Source organism: Pseudomonas sp. RIT357, from assembly GCF_000632245.1.
GTDB classification, from domain to species: Bacteria; Pseudomonadota; Gammaproteobacteria; order Pseudomonadales; family Pseudomonadaceae; genus Aquipseudomonas; species Aquipseudomonas sivasensis.
The window spans coordinates 1-22,431 of sequence record NZ_JFYX01000015.1 but is presented as its reverse complement, the minus strand read 5'-3'; the positions used below and the strand labels follow the sequence as shown (position 1 = coordinate 22,431).

Genomic DNA, 22,431 nt, shown 5'->3' with positions numbered 1-22,431 from the left:
AGCTTCCTTAGTGGTTGCAGCCTGGGCCGTGGACGTGATCGTCGTCATCACCTTCAACGTCGGCCGGTTCCATTTCCAGCTGCAGGCTCATCAGGTTGGTGGCCAGTGGGCGCATCAGCAGGTTGGCGTATTCGGCATCGCCTTCTTCGACGTCCACACCGATCAGCAGTTGGCCACGGCCGTCGTGCTGGATCCAGATTTCCTTGCCCTGCCAGACCACGGCGACGCGGGTGCAGGAGGTTTCCAGCTGGGTGCCGTCGGTGTCTTCAAGGATCAGCTTCAGGGTGTCGGTGGTCATAAAATAGTTCTCAGCCGTGCGGCGTTAATTGATCTGGAAAGGATAAACCGAGCCCAGTTTAAGGATTTGCGTCAGTTCATCCAGTGCCGTCCGGCACTCAAGCAGCAACTGCGGGTCAGCCAGGTCGGTTTCACGCAGGCTGTCGCGGTAGTGTTTGTCGACCCATTGGGTCAGCGTGTCGTACAAGGGCGCGGTCATGATAACCCCTGGATTCACCGCCGCCAGTTCCGTTTCGTTCAGCGCCACGCGCAAGCGCAGGCACGCCGGGCCGCCGCCGTTCTGCATGCTCTGCTTGAGGTCGAAGACCTTCACTTCGCGGATCAGCCCACCCGCAGCGGTCAGGCTTTGCAGGTAATGCCACACGCGCTCATTGGCGCGGCACTCTTCTGGCACGATCAACAGCATCGAGCCGTCAAGTCGGGTCAGCAACTGGCTGTTGAACAGGTAGGAACGCACTGCGTCCTCGACGCTGACCTGGGCGCGCGGCACGCACACCGACTGGAAGTTACCGCCCACTTTGCCCAACTTTCCTTGCAGTTCGGCGAGCATCTGTTCGGTATTGAGGAACGCATCCTCGTGATAGAACAGCACTTCGCCGTTGCCCACCGCGATCACGTCGTTGTGGAACACACCCGCATCAATCACGGCCGGGTTCTGCTGGGCGTAGACCACGCCGTCGTCTTTCAAACCGTGCAGACGGGCGACGGCCTGGGAGGCTTCGAGGGTCTGGCGTGCCGGGTATTTCTGGGGGGCCGGGTAACGGGGATCGAACGCGCTGCGGCCGAACACAAAAAACTCTACCCCCGCCTCGCCATATTCACGGCAAAAACGCGTGTGGTTGGCCGCGCCTTCGTCGCCGAACTGCGCCACCGCCGGCAATGCGGCGTGATGGGCAAAGTGTTTCTGGTCAGCAAACATCGCGCCCAGCACGCGGCTGGTGGTCGGGTGTTCAATGCTGCGGTGGTACTTGCAGTTGAGGTTGGCGGCGGTGAAATGCACGCGACCATCCGCCGTGTCGGCGCTCGGGCTGACCGTGGCGGCGTTGGCCACCCACATGCTCGACGCAGAGCAACTGGCGACCAACAACGGCATGGCCTGCTTGGCCGCCTGCTGGATCACCTGGGCATCGGTCCCGCTGAAGCCAAGGCTGCGCAAGGCGGCCACGTCCGGGCGCTCTTGGGGCGCGAGTACGCCTTGCACAAAGCCCATGTCCATCAGGGCTTTCATTTTTTGCAGGCCCTGCAACGCTGCTTCCTTGGGGTTGGAATGCTGCTGGCTGTTGCTCTGGGACGCGACGTTGCCGAAGGACAAACCGCCGTAGTTATGGGTCGGCCCCACTAGACCGTCAAAATTGACTTCATAGGATTTCATCGGCGAGGCTCCACGAACATCTGTTTTTATAGGCATCGAATTACTTGAATACACCACTGAACCCCTGTGGGAGGGGGCTTGCCCCCGATAGCGGTGGATCAGTCACCTGATTCATCAACTGACACACCGCCATCGGGAGCAAGCCCCCTCCCACATTTAGATCAGCGTAATGCCGGGGGTTAGCGTGGCCGGCACCACCAGGCTTGGCGTTTCAAGCGACGCCACCGGGTACGCACAATAATCCGCCGCGTAATACGCACTGGCGCGATGGTTGCCCGACGCCCCCACCCCACCGAACGGTGCGGTACTCGCAGCGCCGGTCAGTTGTTTGTTCCAGTTGACGATCCCGGCGCGGCTTTCCAGCCAAAATTGCTGGTAACGCGCCTCGGAGTCCGACAACAAACCGGCGGCCAGGCCGTACTGGGTGTTGTTGGCCTCGGCAATCGCCGCCTCAAAATCAGCGTAGCGGATCACCTGCAACAGCGGGCCGAACAGTTCTTCGTCTTCGCGCTCGGTCACACCGGTCACGTCGATGATGCCTGGGGTCAGCAAAGCGGCCTGATCCTGCGGCTGGGTCATTTCCAGCAGCGCGACAGCGCCATTTGCCAGCATCAGCTCTTGGGCATCCATCAGCGCTTTCGCAGCGCCGAGGGAAATCACCGAGCCCATGAACGGTGGCGGTTGCTGGTCGAACGCACCGACTTCAATCGTCGCACTCACCGCCACCAGCCGCGCCAGCAATGCATCGCCCCAGGCGCCTTCCGGCACCAGCAGGCGACGGGCGCAGGTACAACGTTGGCCGGCAGAGATAAACGCCGACTGGATAATGGTGTAGACCGCTGCATCCACATCGGCCACTTCGTCCACCACCAGCGGGTTGTTGCCGCCCATTTCCAGGGCCAGGATTTTGTCCGGGCGTCCGGAGAACTGCTGGTGCAGGTGATTGCCGGTACGGCTCGAACCCGTAAAGAACAAACCGTCGATGCCTGGGTTGGCCGCCAACGCGATACCGGTTTCCCGCGCACCTTGCAGCAGGTTCAACACACCCGCCGGCAGACCAGCTTCGATCCAGCACTGCACGGTCAGCTCGGCGACTTTGGGAGTCAACTCGCTCGGCTTGAACAGCACGGTGTTACCCGCCAACAAGGCCGGGACGATATGCCCGTTGGGCAAATGCCCAGGGAAGTTGTAAGGGCCAAACACCGCGACCACACCGTGGGGTTTGTGGCGCAACACGGCGGTGGCGTCACCCAGGGGGCCGCTCTTCTCGCCAGTACGCTCCCGGTAGCTTTGCACCGAGATCGCAATTTTGTTGGCCATGCTGGTGACTTCAGTGGCCGATTCCCACAACGGCTTGCCGGTTTCCTCACCGATGCAGCGGGCGATTTCATCGGCGCGACGTTTAAGGGTCGCGGCGAAGGTTTCCAGCACGCTGATGCGCTCTTCCAGCGAACGCTTGGCCCAGGCCGGGAACGCCTGGCGCGCAGCCTGCACAGCGGACTCGACCTGCTCGGCAGTGGCGCCGTTGCCGGCCCACAGCACGTCTTGAGTCACCGGGTTGCGTGATTCAAACAACTCACCCTGGCCAGACAGCCAGCTACCTGCGATATACAGCGAATTCATTATTTCGACTCCCGAGCAGCAGACAACGGTACAGCGCGCACTTGATCACCCACCACCAGTTGCAGGCGCTTGGCAGTCTGCGGATCGACCACCAGCGTGCCTGCCGCCAGGCGGGCCGGTGCGGCGGTGATGCGACACTCTTCGCGCTTGCGGTTATGGATCAGGAACGGCGTGGCGTCGTCCCCCGGCGTGCCGATGGCCAATACCAGCGACTGGCTGTCGCGCACCGCACGGATTTTGCTGGTCTCACACTCCACTGCCGGGCCGGCGTCGAAGATATCGACATAGCCCTGGTAGCTGAAGCCTTCGCTCTTGAGCATGCTCAGCGCGGGTTCGGTGTCCGGATGGACCTTGCCGATCACGTTGCGCGCGTCTTCCGACAGGAAACAGCTGTACAACGGAAACTTCGGCATCAGCTCGGCGATAAACGCCTTGTTGCCCACGCCGGTGAGGTAGTCAGCCTGGCTGAATTCCATCTTGAAGAAGTGACGCCCCAGGCTTTCCCAGAACGGCGAACGCCCGGCATCGTTAGACACGCCGCGCATCTCGGCAATGATCTTGTTGCCGAACAACTGCGGAAACTCAGCGATAAACAACATGCGCGCCTTGGCCAACATGCGGCCGTTGAGGCCGTTGCGGTAGTCGGCGTGCAGGAACAACGAGCACAACTCGGAATTGCCGGTGAGGTCGTTGGCCAGGAACAGCGTCGGAATCTCGCGGTAAATGTTCAGTTCCTGGGAGGCGCTGACGGTCAGGCCCACCCGGAAGTTATACCAAGGCTCACGCAGGCCAACGGCGCCAGCGATGGCGGAAATCCCCACCACGCGGCCTTCGTCGTTTTCCAGCACGAACAGGTAGTCCGCATCGCCACGCCCGGCGTCGCCGCGAAAGGTTTTTTCCGCCCAGCCAACCCGATGGGTCAGGCGCTCTTCGTTGGCCGGCAAGGTCGTGAGGCCGGTGCCGGTGCTGCGCGCCAGATCAATCAGGGCCGGTAAATCGCTGCTGCGTACGGGACGAACGATCATGCTATCTCCTCAGACGGGCCGCTGTTGTCAGCCACCCGCGAAACTCAGTCTTTATACCGCTACCAAGCGCACACTCGCGCCTTCGCCAACGCCCAGGGCTTCGGCAGTTGCCAAGTCTAGGGTCACCGGTTTGCCGGGCGCGTAGTCCAGCTCCAGCATCACCGCACGGTAATCCTGCAACTGCGCGTTGCTCACCAGGTATTGGCGGCCGACACCCTTGACCATCTCGCCGATCTTCACCGGAACCACGCGGCTCTGGGCAATAGAGCGAATGCCCGAAACCCGTGCATGCAGCGTGGGGCCGCCATCGAAGATGTCGATGTAATGGTCGGTCTCGAAGCCCTCGCGCATCAGGATGTCGAAGGTAATCTGCGCACGCGGGTGCACCTGGCCCATGGCTTCCTGGGCTTCGTCCGGCAACAGCGGTACGTAGATTGGGTAGTGCGGCATCAGCTCGGCGAGGAACGTACGGCTTTTCAGCCCGCACAGACGCTCGGCGGCGGCGTAGTTGAGGTCGAAGAAGTTACGGCCGATGGCATCCCAGAACGGCGAATCACCGTTCTCGTCGCTGTAGCCGACAATCTCGGTCACCACCGAGTCGGCAAAGCGCTCGGGGTGGCTGGCGACGAACAGCAGGCGGCCACGGGAATTGAGTTCCGACCACGGCGAACCGACCAGCTCGGGCACCACGTAGAAACTGGTAAGCAGGCTGTTGCCGGTGAGGTCGTGGCACTGGGAAAGCACGTGGATCTTGTTGTGGATCTTCAGCTCGCGCGAGGCGTGCACGAAGGTCTCGTTACGAAAACTGTAGAAAGGCTCCGAGTAGCCGGCCGACGCGACGATGGCCGAGCAACCGGCGAGCTTGCCGGTCTCGGTGTCTTCGAGCACGAAGAAATAGCTTTCTTCACCGTTGAAACTTACCTCGGCCGCGAAGGACGCTTCGCTGGCGGCGATCTTGTCGCTGAGGCGTTCCACATCATCCGGCAAGGAGGTGACACCAATCGGGCTGTCCGCAGCCAGACGCTGTACCTCGCCCAGATCAGCCATTTGCGCGGGGCGCATCACCAGCATGGTGTCACTCCTTAACTCTAAAACTCATAGGGAAAAATTACCGGACATAGCTGGAACAACCGTATTCCAATGTGGGAGGGGCTTACCCCCGATAGCGGTTTATCAGTCACCGGATGTATCAACTGACAGACTGCTATCGGGGGCAAGCCCCCTCCCACATTTTTGACCCAGTCCGGCCGTCAGAAGGTGTAGTTATCAGGCTTGCGTCAGGGTTTTTACTGCACGTTCGAAGCGATCCAGGCCTTCGTTGATGTCCGCTTCTTCCACCACCAGGCTCGGCGCGAAACGCACCACGTCCGGACCGGCTTGCAGGATCATCAGGTTTTCTTTCTCGGCCGCGTTGAACACGTCCTTGGCCTTGCCTTTAAACGCATCGCTCAATACGCAACCGATCAGCAGGCCCATGCCACGCACTTCGGTGAAGATGCCGTACTGCTTGCCGATCTGTTCCAGGCGCGCCTTGAACTGGTTGTGTTTGGCGTTGACGCCGGCCAGCACCTCAGGGGTGTTGATCACGTCGATGACCGCTTCGGCCACCGCACACGCCAGCGGGTTACCGCCGTAAGTGGTGCCGTGGGTGCCGACCACCAGGTGCTTGGCCAGGTCTTCGCGGGTGAGCATCGCCGCGATCGGGAAACCGCCGCCCAGGCTCTTGGCGCTGGTGAGGATGTCCGGCGTCACACCGTAGTGCTGGTAGGCAAACAGGTGGCCGCTACGGCCCATGCCGGTCTGCACTTCGTCGAACACCAGCAGCGCATTGTTGGCGTCGCACAGTTCGCGGGCGCCTTGCAGGTAAGCCAACTCGGCCGGCAGTACGCCGCCTTCGCCCTGGATCGGTTCGAGCACCACGGCGCAGGTCTTTTCCGACACGGCGGCTTTCAGCGCAGCCAAGTCGTTATAAGGAACGTGGGTGATGCCGGTGATTTTAGGACCGAAGCCATCGGAGTACTTCGACTGACCACCAACGTTGACGGTGAACAAGGTACGGCCGTGGAAGCTGTTCAGCGCAGCAATGATCTCGTACTTCTCGGTACCGAAACGGTCGAACGCCACGCGACGGGCCAGCTTGAACGCGGCCTCGTTGGCTTCGGCGCCGGAGTTACAGAAGAACACGCGCTCGGAAAAGGTGGCGTCGATCAGCTTATGGGCCAGGCGCAGGGCCGGCTCATTGGTGAACACGTTGGAGACATGCCACAGCTTGTTGGCCTGTTCGGTCAACGCACCGACCAGCGCCGGGTGGGCGTGGCCCAACACGTTGACCGCGATGCCGCCGGCAAAGTCGATCAGCTCGCGACCCGCCTGGTCCCACACACGGGAGCCTGCGCCACGCACGGGGATGAATGCGGCAGGTGCGTAGTTGGGAACCATGACCTGGTCGAAATCGGCACGTTGCACCGGGGCTTGCTCAACGGACATCGGAGTCTCCTGAAGAGGAACGCCTGCCTGGAACTGGCGGGCGATGCAGGGATTGTAAGGACAGTTTTCAGAGCGGCCTTGCCGCCAAGCGACAACTTCTTATAGCGCCAACCCGCGTTTTCAGCGGGTTTACGCCAATGCGACAAATAGCGTCGCAAAGGCGCAGTTTAAACCGTGCGCAGGCCTCGTGGGCAGGGGATGACAGGATCTTCGCAAATCAGCCCCAGCGCGCTGCGCTAACTGTCTACCGCCCAACGACAAGCCTGCGCTGTTTTGCTGAGCCTCCTCAAAAGCCATCAAGGAACGGCCCATGGCGCAGCATCCCGAAACCCAAACACCACACCTCGACATTCTCCGCGACGCTATCCCTCCTTGGTTGGGCACGGCCAGTGCCGCCAAGCGCGTGGCGTTGAAAGCCTGCACGCCGTTGATTGCCGACTGGTATACCCGTGCAACCGAATCGCAACATGCACAGCTCAAAGAACTCAACGCCGCCGCCTGGACCGCGCAGAACCTCGTGGACAAGGCTCTGGCGGCACTGAAAAGCCCGGAGCAGTTCGGCGCCGAACGCCTGCACGCGGCACTCAAGGACGAGTTCGGCATCGACACTGATGTGCGCACCACCTACCTGCAACTGTACGTCCCGTTGACCGTTGTCGGTTTTACCGTCAAGCAGGGCGCGGCCAGAACCTGGTCGGTCTCACTGCTGGAAGCGGCGCTGCACAACTTCGAAACCGACGAGACCTACGCGCAGCACTCCGGCTTCAGCACGCAACCCACGGCCACAGGGCAGTTCAGCCCCCTGCCCGACCTCGACGCGAAGATCAGCGTCGCGCAATTCACCCAGCTCTGCCGGCGCCTGGACATCGGCGGCCAATACCAACGCTACCTGGACGAGTACCTCGACCTGGGCAACCCCGTGGCGCGCAACGCCCTGGAGCACTGGCTCAAACAAAGCCACTTGAGCGCGCTGAAATTCGCTCTGTACATGGCCTTGCTCAAGGACGAGCTGCCCGCCGCCAGCCACACCGCGGTACTCAATCTGATCGAAAACGGCGACGCCACGCACAACGGCTGCCCACCGCTGATAGCCCATGATTTATTCATCATGGATTGTCGCCTCACTGGCGTGGTGCTGTTCGCTCCGGATCTGGAGAACAGCCGCGATACAGCCCCGCTGATCGCCTATATCCCCGACGATCCGCAACACCCGATCAAACACTACCCCAGCAGTGCCGCGTTCATGCAGAGCCTGGTCGCCCGGTTGCGCTCGAAGGACTTTCAAGGGTTCTTCAGCCGTTTTGTCCGCCATGAAGACGCTGCGGTGTTCTTCGCCAACCTCAATCAACGCCTCAGCCAAGTCACCTGGCATGCGCATAAACAGGGCGATCCACTGCCCAGTTGGCGTGACACCCCGACCCAGAGCCCCCAGCTGCAATTTCGCAGCCTCAGGATCAACGGTGACCTCTTCGCGCATCTATTCCAGATGCACCTGAGCAAGCTGCTGGCAGACGCGCAGAGCCGCGCGGTCTCCACCGCCAAGGTCGACCAGAACGCACGTTGGGAACGCTGGGAATTCCTGAAAAAAATCGGCGATACCCTGCTGCAGATCGTTGCCTTCGTGGCACTGCCGTTCGTGCCGCCGCTGGGCGCACTGATGCTGGCGTATACCGCCTATCAGGTGCTCGACGAGGCCTTCGAAGGCATCATCGACTGGGCTGAGGGCCTGCGACATGAAGCCCTGGGCCATGCTTTGGGCCTGCTGGAGCAGATGGTCCAACTGGGCCTGTTCGCCACCGGATTGCCCATCATCGAAGGACTGGTGCGCGAAGCATTGCCCGCGCAGCTGCTGGCCTTCATCGAGCGCTTGCAACCGGTCAAGCGGCCCAACAGTCAGCGCCGTCTGTGGCAACCCGACCTCAGCCCCTATCGCCAGGACGTGACACTGCCCGCCGAGGCACGCCCGGACGCGCAAGGCCTGCACCTGCACGCAGACAAAAACATCCTTAGCCTCAATGGCGAGCGCTATCACGTGCAGAAAGACGCCGGCCGCTATTTCATCCAGCACCCCACGCGACCTTCGGCTTACCGTCCGGCCGTGATGACCAACGGACAGGGCGCCTGGGTCACCGAGCTGGAAAACCCCTTGAGCTGGGATAGCACTACGCTGATGCGCCGCCTCGGTTACCAGACCGATTCATTGAGCGACGCGCAATTAGCGCAGGTCCGCGACAGCAGCGCTACCCATGACAACACGTTGCGCAAAACGCACAGCACCCAGCAGCCTCCACCACCGCTACTGGCCGACACCCTCAAGCGCTTCAAGATCGACCAGCAGTTGCAGGAATTTGTGACACAGATGAACAGCGACGACCCGGCGATCTACGCCAAGGCCGATCCGCAGACCCAATTGCAGTTGCTGATCAGCTATGGCCTGTGGCCCTCCGGCAAGACCTTGCGGGTGGTGGATGCCAGCGGCAACACCCTGTGGGAGTTCCTCGGAGAATCCGGGGCCAGCACTGTGCAGGTACTTGAGGAGCAATTGCGCAACGGCGACCTGCTGCCCACCCTGATCGACAGCCTGAATGAGCCGGAGCGCAAGGAACTACTGGAAGAAGAATTCGGGCTGCCTCCCGCCTCCAGCCGCACCCGCGCAGCCGCTTTGCGCAAGAAACTTGCGCGTATTGCCCAGGACAAGCGCTTCTCACTGTTCGACTCACGCTACCGCGGCCAGGACCGCACCAGCGACCCACGTGTGCAAAAGCTCATCGACAGTGCCTCGCGCCCCGGCCTGCCGACGCCGGTTGCCGAGGAGTTACTGGCCGGTGCCAGTGGCGAGGAGCTCAAGTCGATCGACGCTGGCAAGGTACCGACGCGCCTGACCGAACTGGCCGAATGGTCGTTGCATGAAGTGCGCACCACACGCGCCTATGAAGGCCTGTATCTGGACGCTGTGGAAAATCCGGACACTTGCCGGCTGGCGCTGCATTCGCTGGAAAACCTCAATGGCTGGCCCGAGTGGATTCGTCTGGAACTGCGCCAATACCGCGCTGACGGCGAGTTGCTCGACGCCATCGGGCCTACTTACGCGCCGACCAAACGTACGCTGGTGGCCACACCGGACGGCCAATTCATCCCCGAGAACGGCCAGACCGCACTGTTTGGCAGCACCGATTTCTACACCGCCGTCCTGCAGGCCCTGCCTGACAGTGCACGCAATGCGCTGCAACTTCATATCGGCCAGGGCCCACGCCTCAAGCAGGCGATCGGCGATGCCCCGCTGGATCGCCCTACCTTGCGCGACATATTAAAGAGCGACCCGCACAACAAACCCAGCTACGACCCCAATGTCATGCGTTTGCGCGGCGGCATGGACGGTTACCCGCCAGCCATTCCCGAGGTGCCGGGACCCAGCCGCGGCCCCTCGCTCGAACAACAACTGCAGACGCTGCGCCCGCAACTGTCGCGTGCAAGAATCCGCGACATGATCGCCGCCCTGCAAAATACCCCCGGCGGTGCACAACTGGCCTTAACCCGGTTGCGCAACGAATACATCCAACTGGACCTGAACCTGGTGGTCTGGGAATCCCAGACACCCCGTGTACACCCCACAACCGGCGCTACGCTGAGCGCGCTCCAATATGAATACCTGCGGCGCGACCGCAATTTGTTTGCCCACCAACTACGGCGAGCCTGGCGCCAGGAAACCGAGCTCGATAACTTCTATGAGCCGCCAGCCATCAACGGTCATATCCTGCGACTGTCAGCCCCCCTGCTGGGTGAGTTGCCCACCCTGAGTGCACGCTTCGAACATGTCTCTCACCTGGAATTGCAGGGTGCGCACCAACGCATGGAAATCGACGGATTCCTGCAGCTTTTTCCAAGCTTGCGTCGGCTGAACATCCGCAATCTTGCCGTGGACGAACTGCCGCCCAGCCTGGCCTCGATGAACACGCTCAACGAATTGATCCTGAGCAGCTGCAACATCCGCCTCACCGAGCAAAGCCATGCGGTCATCAACAACATGACGCGCCTGTTGACCCTTGACCTGTACAACAACCCCCTGACGCTGACTCCCAATGTGGAACAGATGCCGCAGTTGCAATACCTGGACCTGGCCAACACCGACATCGAGCAACTGCCCGAAGGATTGCTGAGTCGCAGCCACCTGACGCTGGCGATGCTGTCCAATAACAGGATCAGCGAGTTGCCTGCCGCCCTGTTCGATTTGCCCGTCGACATCACTCGGCATTTCGACCTGTCCAACAACCCGTTGTCCGAGCCGACACTGGAGAGCGTCAAAGCCTACTTCCAGCGTACCCAACACTACCTGGAAGCGATCCCGGCCAGGGTCGACGCGGAGCAGGCCAAAAGACTGTTTCCCTCGTTCAACGGTGACCAAATCAACCGCTTCATTTTTGGCCTGCCAGGGGACCTGGCAGCCGGTCGCGTCGAGATGAGTCGGCTGGAGAACGAATTTCCCACTATCCGTCAGGATTGCCTTGGCTGGGCCAACGACAGCAACGTCACCGCCGAGGAACAGGCCCTGCGCCACCGATTCATCGTTGCACTTGAGGCAGGCTGGCGACGCGATATCACCTCGGGCGATGTCAACTTCGGGCTGCCGATGCTCAGCTACGAATTCAGCCTTTTCCTCCCGGTGAGCGGCGATTTGCCCGCCCTGCGCACCTCGTTCAATCATGTGTCCGTGCTCGCCTTAAAGGGCTTGGGCTCACCGTTGGGCCTGGATGCGTTCCTGCGCAGTTTCCCGGCGCTGACTGCGCTGCATATCGAAAACTATGCACTGAGTGAACTGCCGCGACTCGGCCACCTGCCAAACCTGTCGTACCTGGTGCTGGACCGCTGCACGCTGCAATTGTCGCCTTCCGCGCAGCAAGCCTTGCAGGGCATGCGTGAACTCAAGCACCTGAACCTCGATAACAACCCGCTGGCGCGACTGCCGGATTTCAACCAGCTGCCCAACCTGGTCAGCCTGTCACTGCGTAACACTGGCTTGAGCGAACTGCCCCGCTCGCTGATTCAGCCAGCGGTATTGCGTGCCCGCGTGGACTTGAGCCAGAACGCTTTGCGCGAGCTGCCTGAAGAGGCCTTCGAACTGCCGCGGGCGGCCAGCAACGCATTCGACCTGTCGGCCAACCCGTTGTCGCCCTCGACCTTGCACGCGATCAAGCGCTATTGCCAAGCCAAGGGCGAACACTGGAATGCCAGCATTCCCGATGCACAATTGCAGCGCATCAACGCGCTCTACCCCAGCCTCACGGAGCGAGATACCAAGCGCATCTTTTTTGAGCTACCCGGCGAACTGGAGGACGCCGACGCGCAAATCAGCCGCCTGAGTGCCGAATACGAGCGGCTCGACAGCGACCTGGAGGAATGGGTACTCAACGTCCCCGCCATGGACCAGCTGGCCAACCCCCTGCTGATCGAAAATGCCCGCGCCGAGGAGCAGGTGCGTCGCCTGGCATTCAAGGAATTGATACTGCGCTGCTGGCGCAGAGAAACCGATCTGGATGAAAACGAATGGCCCGCCCGAAACACTCACAAGCTGATCTTCAACGGCCAGCTTTCCGGAGATCTGCCAGCCCTGAATGCGCGCCTGGAACATGTGACGCTGATGGAACTGACGGGCGACAAGCGCCATGTTCGCGTAGGCGAATTCCTGCAGGCGTTCCCAAACCTGACTGCGCTGACAGTGGAGCAGCACGCCCTGCAGCGGATTCCAGACCGGGTGTTCGAACTCAAGCAATTGCGCCTGCTCAAGCTCAGCAATAACCAGATCCGCCTGACGCCGAACAGCATCGAGCAGCTATCAAGCCTGACGGAGCTCACTTACTTGGATCTGAGCGACAACACCCTCACCCAAGCGCCGGACCTGCGCAACATGACGCGACTGACGATGGTGTACCTGCACAACTGCAGGCTGCGCGACATACCCACGGGGATCTTCAGCCTACCGCGCCTGCGGGCCGTAGACCTGAGCGACAACCTGATCGAGCACTTGCCGGACGACCTGCTGGGAATGCCACTGCCGCTCGACGATGACTCGGATGTGAGCGGCAACCCCCTGTCTCCCGAAAGCCTGACGATCTTGCGTACCTATTACCGGCAGACGGGTTATGAGTTGGGCGTGGAGGAAGCGACATACGACGAAAACATGGAGGACATAACCCCGCCCGGCACACCGGAACCCATGGAGGAGTGAGACAGTCGCGTACCTGTTCGTGACAACCCGGTTTCAGCCGCGTTCGGACGGCACCGATGACAACTCGAACGGGCTGCTGCTGCGCCGTTGATTGCGGTCTTCACGCGGGGTGGCGCCGAAGAAGTTACGGTAGGCGCTGGAGAAGTGTGGCCCCGAGGAGAAGCCGCAGGACAGGCCGATCTGGATGATCGACTTGCTGGTTTGCATCAGCATTTGGCGGGCCTTGTTCAGACGCAGCTCCAGGTAATACTGGCTGGGGACGCGGTTGAGGTACTGCTTGAAGATCCGCTCCAGTTGTCGTCGCGACACACAAACGTGCTGGGCAATTTCGTCAGTGGTCAGCGGTTCTTCGATATTGGCTTCCATCAGCAACACGGCCTGGGTCAGCTTAGGATGGCTGGAACCCAGGCGGTTTTGCAGAGGAATCCGCTGGCGTTCGCCGCCTTCGCGGATGCGTTCCACCACCAGTTCTTCGGAGACCGCACCCGCCAGTTCGGCGCCGTGGTCGCGGGCCAGTACCGCCAGCAGCAAGTCGAGTACCGACATGCCACCGCAGGCGCTCAGGCGATCACGGTCCCAGTCGAACAGGTGGCTGGTGGCGATCACCTTGGGAAAACGTTCGGCGAAGTCATCCTGCCAGCGCCAGTGCACGGCGGCGCGATAACCGTCGAGCAGACCGAGTTGGGCCAACGGGTACACGCCGGCCGACAAACCACCGATCACACACCCGGCCCGCACCAATTGCTTGAGGGCCGTGCTCAGTTGCGAGGCAATAACGGTTGGCGGCTCGTCGGCCAGCAGAAACAGCTTCTGAAAGCTTTCGAGCTTGCCGGCCCATGGTTCACCCGGCAATTGCCAGGCGCCTTCAGTGGCAGGCTCCGCGAGCAAAAACGACAGCTCGTAAACCACATCCGGATGCACCCGCTGAGCAACGCGTAAGGCCTCCTCAGCCAGCGCAAGCGTGAGTGCCTTTGTGCTGGGCCAAATCAGGAAACCAATTTTATGGGCGGTCATGGAGTGCTATCCGAAGCCTGTAACAGTAATGAAGACAAGGGCCAATGCTAGCCCGTAAACCAACACAAAGCTTAAAAACGATAAAGATCCAACTGTAGAACCCCAATGTAGAGATCCATGTGGGAGGAATTATTTCAAACTGCCGGACAGGAACTGCTGCAACCGCTCGGACTGCGGGTTCACCAGCACTTCCCGCGGGTTGCCGCGCTCTTCAACAATCCCTTTGTGCAGGAACACCAACTGGTTCGACACTTCGCGGGCAAAGCCCATTTCGTGGGTGACCACCACCATGGTGCGGCCTTCCAGGGCCAGGTCCTGCATCACCTTGAGCACTTCGCCGACCAGTTCCGGGTCCAGCGCCGAAGTCGGTTCGTCAAACAGCATCACCTCAGGTTCCATCGCCAAGGCACGGGCAATCGCCACACGCTGCTGCTCGCCGCCGGACATATGGCCAGGGAACGCATCCTTACGATGGCCCACGCCGACTTTAGCCAGATAGTGCTCGGCCTTTTCACGGGCATCTTTCTTCGACATGCCCAACACGTGCACCGGAGCTTCCATCACGTTTTCAAGCGCGGTCATATGCGACCACAGGTTGAAATGCTGGAACACCATGGACAGGCGCGAACGCATGCGTTGCAGCTGCTTGGGATCAGCGGCCTTCAGGGCGCCGTCCTTGTTGGCCACCAGTTTCAGCTCTTCGTTATTGAGCAGAATCTTGCCGGCGTGGGGTTGCTCCAGCAGGTTGATGCAGCGCAAAAAGGTACTTTTGCCCGAACCACTGGAACCGATGATGCTGATCACATCACCGGCAGCAGCGGCCAGGGAAACACCTTTGAGCACTTCATGACTGCCATAGCGTTTATGCAGGTCTTGGACTTCAAGTTTGTACATGCGGTCGGTTCTCACAAAAACAGGTGGTCAGTCGTTGAGCAAGCGCCCGTGTCGCAGCGCGTCGCGCCCCGCCACCTTGGCCAGCCAGAAACCCGCTTGGGCATAACGTAGCCGTTCAACGGCAAACAACACCCCCGACGTACGGGCGCAGATAACGCTCACGCGGTCTTGCAGGGGGTCAATCACTTCAAAAATCGGTTCGCCGGCGTCCACCCAATCTCCGGCTTTGCGCAGGTAACTGATCACACCGGCGTGGGGCGCGAAGAGCAACTCGGTGCCTTCAAACGGCATGCCTTCGCACGCTTCGTGCTGCGCAGCCGGCCATTCGCCGTTGATCAGGCCTTGCTCGGCAAGGAATGCGAGGATGCCCTCGGCGTGGAAGATTGCTTCATCACGCCCGGTGTCGGCTTGACCGCCCAGTTCCAACGTCGTCGCGAGGCACGCCAACGGGATCTGAGCGTCCGGAAACATCCGGGACAAGCGCAACCATGGCAGCGAGCAGGCTTCATCAAACGAGCTGCCACCGGAATCCTCCGCCAACAAGCCGACCTTCACATTCAGATGCGCCGACAGCGAACGCCACTGGGGCCAGTGCTGGGGCAGCGCGTACATATGCAGCGCGGCTTCGGCGTCGCAATGCAGGTCGAGGACGATATCAGCGGTGCACGCGTGGCTCAGCAAGACGCGTTGCATGCCTTGCAACTGGCTGCTCGGCTCGGGCAAGTCGCTGAGCGCATCGCTCATGGCCTGACGGATCAGGCGCACATTGGCATGGGGATCATCCCCCAGCTTGCCTTGAAGCAATGCGGCAACCGGTTCGCTCAACTCGACGAAATCGCGGTTGAAATTCTTGCCACTGCCTACTTCGAAACGCCCCTGGTGGCTGCCTTGCAACAACTGGCCCAGGCCCATCGGATTGGCCACCGGCACCAGCTCAATCACACCGTTGAGTGCGCCTTGCTGTTCCAGTTCTGTCAGGAGTTTTTTCAGTTCCCAGGCGGCTCGCATGCCGGGCAGTTCATCGGCGTGCAGGCTGGCCTGGATATAGGCCTTGCGCTCGCCGCTGCCAAAACGGAACACGCTCAGTTGGCGCTCGCAGCCCAGGTGGCCCCAGGGCAACAGGTGGTCGATACGTTCCATATCAGTGCTTCCGTGGAGCCAGGTAGCTCAGCCAGCGGCGCTCGGCCAACTTGAACAGGCGCACCAGGATAAAGGTCAGGCACAGGTAGAACACGCCAGCGGTGATATAGGCTTCGAACGGCAAGTAGAACTGGGCGTTCACCGTGCGTGCGGCGCCGGTGATGTCGATCAGGGTGACGATGGAGGCCAGGCTCGTGGTCTGGAGCATCATGATCACTTCGTTGCTGTACTGCGGCAGCGCACGGCGCAAGGCCGACGGCAGCAGGATGCGGCGGTACAGCTTATAGCGCGACATGCCCATCGCCTTGGCCGCTTCGATCTCGCCATTGGGCGTGGCCTTGAGGCTACCGGCAATGATCTCGGCGGTGTAGGCGCTGGTGTTGATCGCAAAGGCCAGGCACGCACAGAACGTGGCGCTGGACAGCAGGGGCCACATAAAGCTTTCGCGCACCGCTTCGAATTGCGCCAGACCGTAGTAGATCAGGAACAGTTGCACCAGCATCGGCGTGCCGCGGATCACGTACGTGTAGAGCCAGGCCACACCGTTCACGACCGGCTGCTTGGACACACGCATCAACCCCAGGGGCAAGGCGGCGAGCAGGCCGAAAAACAGCGAGATGGCGAGCAATTTCAGGGTAGTCAGCAGGCCGCCAAGGTACAGCGGCATGGCCTCCCAGATGACGTTGTAGTCGAAGATCATAGATCAGCCGCCCTTACGCCTACCGAGTAGCGCTTCTCAAGATAGCGCAGCGCCAGCAACGATACGCTGGTGATCACCAGGTACATCGCCGCCACTGCGAGGAAGAAGGTAAAAGGCTCGCGGGTGGCATCTGCCGCCTGCTTGGCCTTGAACATCATGTCTTGCAGGCCTACCACCGAGATCAGCGCGGTGGCCTTGGTGAGTACCAGCCAGTTGTTGGTGAAACCAGGGATCGCCAGCCGAATCATCTGCGGCACCATCACCCGGAAAAACACTTGGAAGCTGCTCATGCCATACGCAAGGCCGGCTTCGGCCTGTCCCTTGGGGATGGCCATGAAGGCGCCACGGAAAGTTTCCGAAAGGTAGGCGCCAAAGATGAACCCCAGAGTGCCGATACCGGCGGCCAAAGGGTTCAAGTCGATATAGTCGTCGTAGCCGAGCATCGGCGCGACGCGGTTGAGCAAGTCCTGGCCACCGTAGAAAATCAGCAGGATCAGCACAAGGTCAGGGATCCCGCGGATCACCGTGGAGTACAAGTCACCCAGCCAGGCCAACCAGCGCACCGGCGACAGGCGTAACGCGACCCCGATCAGACCCAGAACAATGGCCAAGGCCATGGACGACAAGGCGAGCTGAAGCGTCAACCATGCGCCATCGAGGATGACGGCCCCGTAGCCTTTCAACATGATTCAGGTCCTCGAAAAGGGGGATGAAAAAATGGCGCAAACCGCAGGAATTCTGTTGCTTGCGCCATTTAGGACAGACCGCTGCGACGTTTTACTGGGCTTCTGGGCCGTAAATGTCGAAGTTGAAGTACTTTTTCTCGATTTCTTTGTATTTGCCGTTGGCACGGATCGCAGCGATAGCAGCGTTGATGCGGTCCAGGTTTTCCTTGTCGCCTTTACGTACCGCGATGCCTATGCCGTCGCCGAAGTATTTGGCGTCAGTGAAGGATGGGCCAACGAACGCGTAGCCTTTACCAGCGTCGGTCTTCAGGAAACCGTCTTCCAGCAGGGTGGCGTCGGCCACGGTACCGTCGAGGCGGCCAGCGGCCACATCCAGGTAGATTTCGTTCTGGGTGCTGTAACCCTTGATGTCAGCGCCTTTTGGAGCCAGGACTTCACGAGCGAAGCGGTCGTGGATCGAACCACGTTGCACGCCGATCTTCTTGCCTTTCAATTCATCCAGACTGTCGCTGACAGCGGTGCCTTCCTTCATCACCAGGCGTGCTGGGGACAGGTAGTAGCGATTAGTGAAATCAACGGACTTCTTGCGGTCTTCAGTGATGGACATGGACGACAGGATGGCGTCGATCTTGCGCACTTTGAGCGCAGGGATCAGGCCGTCGAACTCTTGCTCGACCCACGTACATTTGACCTTCATCTCTTCGCACAGGGCGTTGCCGATGTCGTAGTCAAAACCAACGATGTTGCCATCCGGCGCCTTCGAGGCAAACGGAGGGTAAGCCGCTTCGATACCAATTTTCAGAGGCTTGCCTTCAGCGAAGGCCTGCATGGACAGCACGGACAGCGCCAGGGCGCCCAACAGCACGAGTTTCTTCATCTTGGGACTCCATCGGTATAGGGCAAAACAGCAGTATGAGCCATGGCCCACGATGCGGCGAAGGTGAAACCGAATAGCGGTGCTGCGTCCGACACCAATTCAACATCGGCGACGACGAGCGAGTGATCGGCATTCTAACGACAGGCCGGAAGCCGATATTTCCTCAATGCGACAACAATTTACAGAAGCACAGAGAAAGCGGTTCCAGCTCATTGACAGCCCCTGGATTTTATGCAGAGACAAAAGACATTAAACCTGTAGACGCTGCAAATTGCGGGCCTATTATTCGCAAACCCTTCTGGCACGGCAAGTCTGGCGTTTAATCTTATTTCTTGGGGTGTCTGGAATGGGGTTTTTCGGGGCACGGGCGTAGCGCTTTGCCTCATGTGTGGACATGGGGTTACACATTTGCCCCGCTCGGTAACATTCAGAAACCTCCTACGCGATAAACCGATATTTATTCGGGTGGCGCAGATCCAAACGTGGGAGGGGGCTTGCTCCCGATGGCGGTAGACCAGCGACAGCTGTATTCACTGCCCCACTGCAATCGGGGGCATGCCCCCTCCCACACTGGATCCCCACCGGCTCGAAGCGAACATAAAAAAGCCCCACCCGGCTCACACCGAATGGGGCTTTGTCCAACCAACCTCGCCTTAAGCGACGTTCATGGTCTTGTGGGTTTCAATCAAATGCGCCACTACACCTGGATCCGCCAGGGTGGAGATATCGCCTAACCCGTCGTACTCAGCCGTGGCGATCTTGCGCAGGATACGGCGCATGATTTTGCCCGAGCGGGTCTTCGGCAAGCCCGGCGCCCACTGGATCACGTCCGGCGAAGCAATCGGCCCGATTTCTTTACGCACCCAATTTTTCAGCTCCAGGCGCAGCGCTTCGTTTGGCTCTTCGCCATTTTTGAGGGTGACATACACATAAATGCCCTGCCCCTTAATGTCATGCGGCACCCCAACCACCGCTGCCTCAGCCACTTTAGGGTGGGCAACCATGGCGCTTTCAATCTCGGCAGTGCCCATGCGGTGGCCGGAAACGTTCAACACGTCATCCACACGCCCCGTGATCCAGTAGTAACCGTCCTCGTCACGGCGCGCGCCGTCACCGGTGAAGTACATGCCACGGAAGGTCTTGAAGTAGGTATCGACGAAACGGTCATGATCGCCAAACAGCGTACGCGCTTGGCCCGGCCACGAATCGAGGATCACCAGGTTGCCTTCGGCAGCCCCTTCGATCAGGTTGCCCAGGTTATCCACCAAAGCCGGCACCACGCCGAAGAACGGCCGTGCAGCCGAGCCTGGCTTGAGCGCATGGGCGCCCGGCAGCGGGCTCATCATGTTGCCGCCGGTCTCGGTCTGCCACCAGGTGTCGACAATTGGGCAACGGGATTGACCGACGTTCTTGTAGTACCAATCCCACGCTTCCGGGTTGATCGGCTCGCCAACGGAACCGAGCAGGCGCAGGCTGCTGCCGTCAGCACCTTCAACGGCTGCGGTGCCGGAGGCCATCATTGCGCGGATGGCGGTCGGCGCGGTGTAGAGGATATTGACCTTGTGCTTGTCGACGATCTTCGCCACCCGAGTGATGTCCGGGTAGTTAGGCACGCCTTCGAACAACACCGTGGTCGCGCCATTCGACAGCGGACCATAGACAATATAGGTGTGGCCGGTGACCCAGCCGACGTCGGCAGTGCACCAGTAGATTTCGCCCGGGCGATAGTCGAACACGCGCTCGTGGGTGAGGCCGGCGTAAAGCAGGTAGCCGCCGGTGGTGTGCTGCACGCCTTTAGGCTTACCGGTGGAACCGGAGGTGTAGAGGATAAACAGGGCTTCTTCGGCGCCCATTTCTTTTGGCGCGCATACGGTGCCCGCCACTTTCATCAGGTCTTCGTACCAGATGTCGCGATGCTGGTTCCACTTGATCTGGCCATTGGTGCGTTTGCACACGATGACCTTCTGGATGCTGCTGGTTTCCGGGTTGGTCAGTGCGTCGTCGACGTTGGCCTTGAGCGGAATCTTCTTACCGGCGCGAATGCCTTCGTCGGCAGTGATCACCACCTTCGACTTACAGTCAATGATGCGACCGGCCAGGGCTTCCGGCGAAAAACCACCAAACACCACCGAGTGAATCGCACCGATGCGGGTACACGCCAGCATGGCGACCACAGCTTCGGGGATCATCGGCATATAGATAGTCACCACGTCGCCGCGGTGCACGTCCTGACCACGCAGGGCGTTGGCGAACTTGCAGACTTCTTCATGCAGCTCGCGGTAAGTGATGTTGCGGCTCTCGGCAGGGTCATCGCCCTCCCAGATGATCGCAATCTGGTCGCCACGCTCGGCGAGGTGACGGTCCAGACAGTTATAGGACACGTTCAGGGTGCCATCGGCGAACCACTTGATGTCGACATGGTGATCGTCGAACGAGGTCTGCTTCACCGTGGTGAAAGGCTTGATCCAGTCAAGACGCTTGGCTTGCTCACGCCAGAAACCGTCGGGGTTGACCACCGACTGCTGGTACATGGCCTTGTAGGTCGCCTCATCGGTCAGCGTGTTGGCTGCTACTTCGGGGCGAACGGGGTACAGGGAAGCCGCACTCATCTTTCTTACCTCGGTGACAATAGTTGTTTTTGTATGCCCTGTTGTAGCCGGGGCGACCCCATAGAACCATTCGACGATGGTAGTAACAAGCCCCTACACATTGCCCTGGTATCGGCTGACAGGGCTCTGGGCCAAGGGCTGCAAGGCTTCTGGCGCTGTGTGAAAAAACCTTTACCACGGGATTGTTACAAAAACCGCCAATAGTGTTTATCAAAAGCACGGGTATATGAATATAACCCGCAGGCCTAAAATCAACTCCGTCAACACGACGCCGTGGTTTACACGGCAGTGATTAACAACGTAACAGCCCCCACGAAGGCAACGTTAATCCGAACTAACCAATCCTAAGTTACACACGTGGCCTCACAAGGGCCCCGTGACCCCTTTCGCCCTGAAGAAGGTAAGTAAAGAAATGAAAGCTCTCGTAGTTATGGCCCTCAGCAGCTTGTGCGCCACCGCCGCCCTGGCCGACGAAGCCCCGACCGAGCTGGCCGGCCAGAACGCCCCGATTGTTGAAGATTACACCTACAGCACCCACTTGGACGTTGCCAAAGTATTGTCCATGAGCGAAGTTCCGAATGTATGTGAAGTTGTACCTGCGAAGATGGAATATGAAGATTCCCAGGGTCAACGCCATATTCTTAACTACAAGATTATGGGCAACGGTTGCTCTAACGGCTAACAACTTAGTCAGTTAGAAAACACCCGGATCTTATTCGCCGCAAGAAATCGTTCTTGCGGCAAAGAACCGGCTTGAGGCACCACGCAGTCCAGGTGTGGGAGGGAGCTTGCCCCCGATAGCGTCAACCGCCGCACCTCTCTATTACGCCCTACGTCCCGTCCCCTGCCCCCACCCGCAAAAAGCCGCTCATCGCTCCTCAAAAAAAACCAACCCCAGCAAAGCCTCGCAAACACACGCTTTGGCCAAAAACCACGCCATTTTGGCCCTCGCCCGTGACCATCCACCGCAACACAAAACCGAATTTTTCCCTATAATGCGCGGGTAAATCGGGCCTGCAATATCCCTTTACACTGGGACGAAGAGCCAGACCTGAGGCCTCCGCGCGAGCTTGCACCTACCGCTGCGCACCTCAAGCCTCAAGCAGAGTACCCGTAACCCTATTCCGTTTAATGCCTGCGCTAGCTGCTGCAACAAACGATTCCTTAAGATCCACCGCGGCCCTAGGGCCGTGTGAACACCCAACCATCCGGTTTCACACGGGCACCTTTGAGCCCTCACGCAGGAGACGACACGTCATGCTGAGCTGGGACGAATTCGACAAAGAAGAAGAAGGCGAAGTAGCCACCAAAGGCGCCAACGCCGGCCACGCCACCGAAGCCAACATGGACCGCCTCGACGGTGCCGGCGCAGCCGCCGCCATCGAAGCACGCGCCGTCACCGCCAGTGACTCCGCCGCCATCGTGCGCGCCAAGGCTGCCCTGGACAAACTCGACGTCGCCGAAGGCCTCGCCGAACTCGAAGG

At 60.2% G+C, this 22,431-nt stretch carries 15 protein-coding genes and 1 pseudogene; 3 read left to right on the top strand and 13 right to left on the bottom strand.

What is annotated here, in order from left to right; all coding sequences use genetic code 11:
* Positions 1–7: 7 nt before the first annotated feature.
* The 6 genes from BW43_RS14950 to BW43_RS14975 all read right to left on the bottom strand — a co-directional run bounded on the left by BW43_RS14950 (position 8) and on the right by BW43_RS14975 (position 6,804).
* Positions 8–298 (bottom strand): hypothetical protein, encoded by a 291-nt coding sequence (locus BW43_RS14950; protein ID WP_003214319.1) that lies wholly within the window; start codon positions 296–298, stop codon positions 8–10.
* Between the two features lie 24 nt (positions 299–322).
* Entirely contained in the window at positions 323–1,669 is a 1,347-nt protein-coding gene (astB, locus tag BW43_RS14955) for an N-succinylarginine dihydrolase (RefSeq protein WP_032886756.1), read from the bottom strand.
* Between the two features lie 156 nt (positions 1,670–1,825).
* The gene (astD, locus tag BW43_RS14960) at positions 1,826–3,295 is read right to left on the bottom strand and encodes a succinylglutamate-semialdehyde dehydrogenase (RefSeq protein ID WP_163033222.1); all 1,470 of its coding nucleotides are present in this window, start codon (positions 3,293–3,295) and stop codon (positions 1,826–1,828) included.
* Entirely contained in the window at positions 3,292–4,317 is a 1,026-nt protein-coding gene (astA, locus tag BW43_RS14965; protein ID WP_032886754.1) for an arginine N-succinyltransferase, read from the bottom strand. Before astA ends, astD begins: the two co-directional genes overlap by 4 nt.
* A 51-nt stretch (positions 4,318–4,368) precedes the next feature.
* Complete coding sequence (gene aruF, locus BW43_RS14970; protein WP_032886753.1) at positions 4,369–5,388, bottom strand: arginine/ornithine succinyltransferase subunit alpha; 1,020 nt, start codon at positions 5,386–5,388, stop codon at positions 4,369–4,371.
* A gap of 195 nt (positions 5,389–5,583) precedes the next feature.
* Positions 5,584–6,804: an aspartate aminotransferase family protein gene (locus BW43_RS14975; RefSeq protein ID WP_032886752.1), complete on the bottom strand. Its 1,221-nt coding sequence runs from the start codon at positions 6,802–6,804 to the stop codon at positions 5,584–5,586.
* A gap of 310 nt (positions 6,805–7,114) precedes the next feature.
* On the opposite strand from BW43_RS14975, the gene BW43_RS14980 reads away from it, so the two are divergent.
* Positions 7,115–13,027: a dermonecrotic toxin domain-containing protein gene (locus BW43_RS14980; protein ID WP_032886751.1), complete on the top strand. Its 5,913-nt coding sequence runs from the start codon at positions 7,115–7,117 to the stop codon at positions 13,025–13,027.
* A 33-nt stretch (positions 13,028–13,060) separates the two neighbouring features.
* Here BW43_RS14980 and BW43_RS14985 read toward each other — a convergent pair whose 3' ends face one another.
* From BW43_RS14985 to acs, 7 genes are all read right to left on the bottom strand, one after another.
* The gene (locus BW43_RS14985; protein WP_032886750.1) at positions 13,061–14,041 is read right to left on the bottom strand and encodes a GlxA family transcriptional regulator; all 981 of its coding nucleotides are present in this window, start codon (positions 14,039–14,041) and stop codon (positions 13,061–13,063) included.
* A gap of 129 nt (positions 14,042–14,170) precedes the next feature.
* Positions 14,171–14,935 carry an ABC transporter ATP-binding protein gene (locus tag BW43_RS14990; RefSeq protein WP_032886749.1) on the bottom strand — a complete coding sequence of 255 codons (765 nt, stop codon included), beginning with the start codon at positions 14,933–14,935 and terminating at the stop codon, positions 14,171–14,173.
* A 27-nt stretch (positions 14,936–14,962) separates the two neighbouring features.
* A complete protein-coding gene (locus BW43_RS14995; RefSeq protein ID WP_032886748.1) occupies positions 14,963–16,075 on the bottom strand; it encodes a succinylglutamate desuccinylase/aspartoacylase family protein in 1,113 nt (370 codons plus the stop codon).
* A 1-nt stretch (position 16,076) separates the two neighbouring features.
* Positions 16,077–16,775 carry an ABC transporter permease gene (locus tag BW43_RS15000; protein WP_032886747.1) on the bottom strand — a complete coding sequence of 233 codons (699 nt, stop codon included), beginning with the start codon at positions 16,773–16,775 and terminating at the stop codon, positions 16,077–16,079.
* Positions 16,772–17,461 carry an ABC transporter permease gene (locus tag BW43_RS15005; RefSeq protein ID WP_032886746.1) on the bottom strand — a complete coding sequence of 230 codons (690 nt, stop codon included), beginning with the start codon at positions 17,459–17,461 and terminating at the stop codon, positions 16,772–16,774. Before BW43_RS15005 ends, BW43_RS15000 begins: the two co-directional genes overlap by 4 nt.
* 91 nt (positions 17,462–17,552) lie before the next feature.
* On the bottom strand, positions 17,553–18,338 hold the full coding sequence (locus tag BW43_RS15010; RefSeq protein WP_032886745.1) for an ABC transporter substrate-binding protein: 786 nt from the start codon (positions 18,336–18,338) through the stop codon (positions 17,553–17,555).
* A 653-nt stretch (positions 18,339–18,991) separates the two neighbouring features.
* On the bottom strand, positions 18,992–20,947 hold the full coding sequence (gene acs / locus BW43_RS15015) for an acetate--CoA ligase (RefSeq protein ID WP_032886744.1): 1,956 nt from the start codon (positions 20,945–20,947) through the stop codon (positions 18,992–18,994).
* 412 nt (positions 20,948–21,359) lie between these two features.
* Here acs and BW43_RS15020 point away from each other — a divergent pair, with 412 nt between their 5' ends.
* Entirely contained in the window at positions 21,360–21,629 is a 270-nt protein-coding gene (locus tag BW43_RS15020) for a DUF2790 domain-containing protein (protein WP_032886743.1), read from the top strand.
* A gap of 575 nt (positions 21,630–22,204) precedes the next feature.
* Positions 22,205–22,431 (top strand): annotated as a pseudogene (locus tag BW43_RS0127465) (ribonucleotide-diphosphate reductase subunit beta); the annotation flags it as partial.

Excerpts from the sequence above, each read along its gene's own strand:
- aruF (WP_032886753.1), bottom strand. The coding sequence starts at position 5,388 with ATGCTGGTGATGCGCCCCGCGCAAATGGCTGATCTGGGCGAGGTACAG.
- BW43_RS14950 (WP_003214319.1), bottom strand. The coding sequence starts at position 298 with ATGACCACCGACACCCTGAAGCTGATCCTTGAAGACACCGACGGCACC.
- astA (WP_032886754.1), bottom strand. The coding sequence starts at position 4,317 with ATGATCGTTCGTCCCGTACGCAGCAGCGATTTACCGGCCCTGATTGAT.
- BW43_RS14980 (WP_032886751.1), top strand. The coding sequence starts at position 7,115 with ATGGCGCAGCATCCCGAAACCCAAACACCACACCTCGACATTCTCCGC.
- astB (WP_032886756.1), bottom strand. The coding sequence starts at position 1,669 with ATGAAATCCTATGAAGTCAATTTTGACGGTCTAGTGGGGCCGACCCAT.
- BW43_RS15020 (WP_032886743.1), top strand. The coding sequence starts at position 21,360 with ATGAAAGCTCTCGTAGTTATGGCCCTCAGCAGCTTGTGCGCCACCGCC.
- BW43_RS14985 (WP_032886750.1), bottom strand. The coding sequence starts at position 14,041 with ATGACCGCCCATAAAATTGGTTTCCTGATTTGGCCCAGCACAAAGGCA.
- BW43_RS14975 (WP_032886752.1), bottom strand. The coding sequence starts at position 6,804 with ATGTCCGTTGAGCAAGCCCCGGTGCAACGTGCCGATTTCGACCAGGTC.
- BW43_RS15010 (WP_032886745.1), bottom strand. The coding sequence starts at position 18,338 with ATGAAGAAACTCGTGCTGTTGGGCGCCCTGGCGCTGTCCGTGCTGTCC.
- acs (WP_032886744.1), bottom strand. The coding sequence starts at position 20,947 with ATGAGTGCGGCTTCCCTGTACCCCGTTCGCCCCGAAGTAGCAGCCAAC.
- BW43_RS15000 (WP_032886747.1), bottom strand. The coding sequence starts at position 16,775 with ATGATCTTCGACTACAACGTCATCTGGGAGGCCATGCCGCTGTACCTT.
- BW43_RS14990 (WP_032886749.1), bottom strand. The coding sequence starts at position 14,935 with ATGTACAAACTTGAAGTCCAAGACCTGCATAAACGCTATGGCAGTCAT.
- BW43_RS15005 (WP_032886746.1), bottom strand. The coding sequence starts at position 17,461 with ATGTTGAAAGGCTACGGGGCCGTCATCCTCGATGGCGCATGGTTGACG.
- BW43_RS14995 (WP_032886748.1), bottom strand. The coding sequence starts at position 16,075 with ATGGAACGTATCGACCACCTGTTGCCCTGGGGCCACCTGGGCTGCGAG.